The organism is Streptomyces europaeiscabiei (assembly GCF_001550375.1).
In the GTDB taxonomy this organism is placed as follows: Bacteria; Actinomycetota; Actinomycetes; order Streptomycetales; family Streptomycetaceae; genus Streptomyces; species Streptomyces europaeiscabiei.
Window position 1 is genome coordinate 1 of sequence record NZ_LRTR01000262.1, and the last position, 2,610, is coordinate 2,610.

1 protein-coding gene is annotated in these 2,610 nt (G+C 76.6%); it reads left to right on the forward strand.

From position 1 onward, the window contains the following. Window positions 1–2,610, forward strand: a 2,610-nt coding sequence (locus AWZ10_RS12610) for an SDR family NAD(P)-dependent oxidoreductase (RefSeq protein WP_159058257.1), incomplete at both ends; no start/stop codon positions are given.

A 2,610-nucleotide genomic window follows, 5' to 3' on the forward strand; every position in this document is an offset into this window, starting at 1 on the left:
TCGACCGGGCGGTCGCGGCCCTCACCGCCCGGGGCGTGGCCGCCCGCCGCCTCCGCGTCTCACACGCCTTCCACTCCCCGATGCTGAGCCCCGTACTCGACCCCCTCCACAACGCGGCGAAGTCCCTGACCGTCGCCCCGGCCACCGTTCCGATGCTGAGCACGGTCACCGGCCGGTGGGGCCCCGACCTGACCCCCGGCTCCGGCTACTGGCGCGACCACGCGGTCCGCCCCGTCCGCTTCGGCACCGCCGTCGCCCGACTCCTCGACGAGGGCTACGACACGTTCGTCGAACTCGGCCCCGGTGCCTCCCTGTCCGCCCCGATCCGCGCGACGGCCACCGCACAGCCCGGCGTCGCCCTCTCCGACGTGACCGTCCTGCCCGCGCTGCCCGCGCTGCCCGCCGCCTCGGACGGCCGGGAGGCCGGCTCCGGAGCAGGGGCGTTGCTCGAAACCGTCGGCCGGCTCTGGACCCGTGGGGCCCCGCTGTCCCCGACGGCTCCGGCCTCTCCGGCGTCTTTGGCCCGGAGCACGGCACGGCGACGGGTGCCCGTCCCCACGTACCCGTTCCAGCGCGGTCACCACTGGCCTGAGCGCCTCGACACGGCACCCGGGTCCGGTACGGCACCTGCGCCGCGTACGAGACCTGTGCCGCGTACGGCAGCACCCACCTCGCCCGACGACATACCCACCCCGCAGCCGCTCCTCTGGCGCGACGCCCCGCTGACCGCCGCCCCCGCCCCCCGCGTCGTACGCCTGACCGGCGCCGACACCCCACTTCGCCGCGCCCTCACCGACCGGCTCGCCGGGCGCGGAGTGACCGTGCTGGGGCCGACGCCGGTCCGGTCCGAAGGGCCGCCGGAAGCAGAGGAGACGGCCGCCGTCCCGGAGGCCGTGCTGTGGTTCGCCGGTGACGCCCCGGGCACGGGATCGGAGACCGGCACCGCCGTCTCCGCCCTGCGCGAGGTGCTGCGCGCGCTCGGCACGCCCCCCACCCGCCTACTGCTCGTCACGGAGAACGCGTACAGCACCGGCAGCGGCGACACCGCCACCCGTTCCCGCCCCGCGCAGGCCCTCCTGCACGGCTTCGCCCTGGCCCTCCCCGAGGAACACCCGGGGCTCTCCTCCCTGAGCGTCGACCTGACCTCCGAGGACTCGCTCGACAGCCAACTCGACGCATTGGAACGGGAGTTGGGTACCGCTGTCCCTCCCGCTCCCGGCGCGGGGGGCACCGTCGCCTGGCGGACGGGCCGCCGGCTCGCCCGTACGGCCGTAGCCCCCACCACCCCCACCACCCCCAGCTCCCCCACACCCCTCCCCCCGAACGGCACCTACCTGATCACCGGCGGCGCGGGCGGCCTCGGCTCCGCGCTCGCCCGTGACCTCGCGGAGCGCGGCACCCCCACCCTCGTCCTCACCGGCCGCACGGCCACCCCGCCGCGCGCCCTGCTCACCGGCCTGCGCGCCCTCGGCGCCCGCGCCCTCTACCAGGCGGCCGACGTCACCGACGCGGCCGACGTCGACGAACTCATCGCCGGACTGCCGCCGCTGGACGCGGTGTTCCACGCGGCGGGTACGGCCCGCCCCGGCAGCCTGCGCGGCAAGCCCGACGACGAGATCGAGGCCGTACTCGCTGCGAAGGTGCGCGGCACGACACTCCTCGCCGAAGCACTGCGCAGGCACAGCCAGGAGAACGCCGTGTGCGTGGCCTTCTCGTCCGTGTCCGCCGTACTGCCCGGACTCGCCGGCGCCCTCGGCGACTACGCCGCCGCCAACTCCTTCCTCGACGCCTTCGCGAGCGCCGAACGCGCCGCCGGCCGCCCCTGGCAGTCGATCGCCTTCGGCCCCGTCACCGACACGGGCCTGGCGAGCGGGACCGGCCCACGGACCGGACTCCGTTCACCGGCGCTGTCACGGACAGCCGCCCCCCTGACCGCACGAGCCGCCCTCGCGGGCCTCCACGCGGCGGCCGGTCTGGACGCGCCGCACGTACTGGTGACGGGCTCGAACGCCGCAGCCCCCGCCCCCCTTGAGGACCGCAGACCCTTGAGCGGCGCGGGGAACCGCGCGACCAGCCACGACGGACCCCCAGCCGCCGCAGAACAGCCCCTCCCGAGCCATGAGGCGTCCACCCGCAACGGCGACCGCACCGGCCCTCACTCCCCCGCTCCCTCCCAGGTCACCACCCTCATACGCCGCCTCCTCGCCGAGGCCCTGCACCGCTCCCCGCAGGACATCGGCGACGACGAACAGTTCCTCACCCTCGGCCTGGACTCCCTGACCGCCGTCGACCTCGCCCGCCGCCTGGAACGCGAACTCGGCCGCCCCCTCCCGGCCACCCTCCTCTTCGAACACCGCACGATCGGCGAACTGGCCACCCACCTGGCCACCCCCACCCCCACCCCCATCCCACCGGCACAGACACCGAGTCCGACGCCCGGTCCGACGCCGACGCCCGGTCCGACATCGAATCCGACAGCGAGTCCGACGCCGGACACCACCCCGTACGAGCCCTCGCCGACGACCACGGGCGGAACCCACCCCCCCCCCCCCCCCCCCCCCCCCCCCCCCCCCCCCCCCCCCCCCCCCCCCCCCCCCCCCCCCCCCCCCC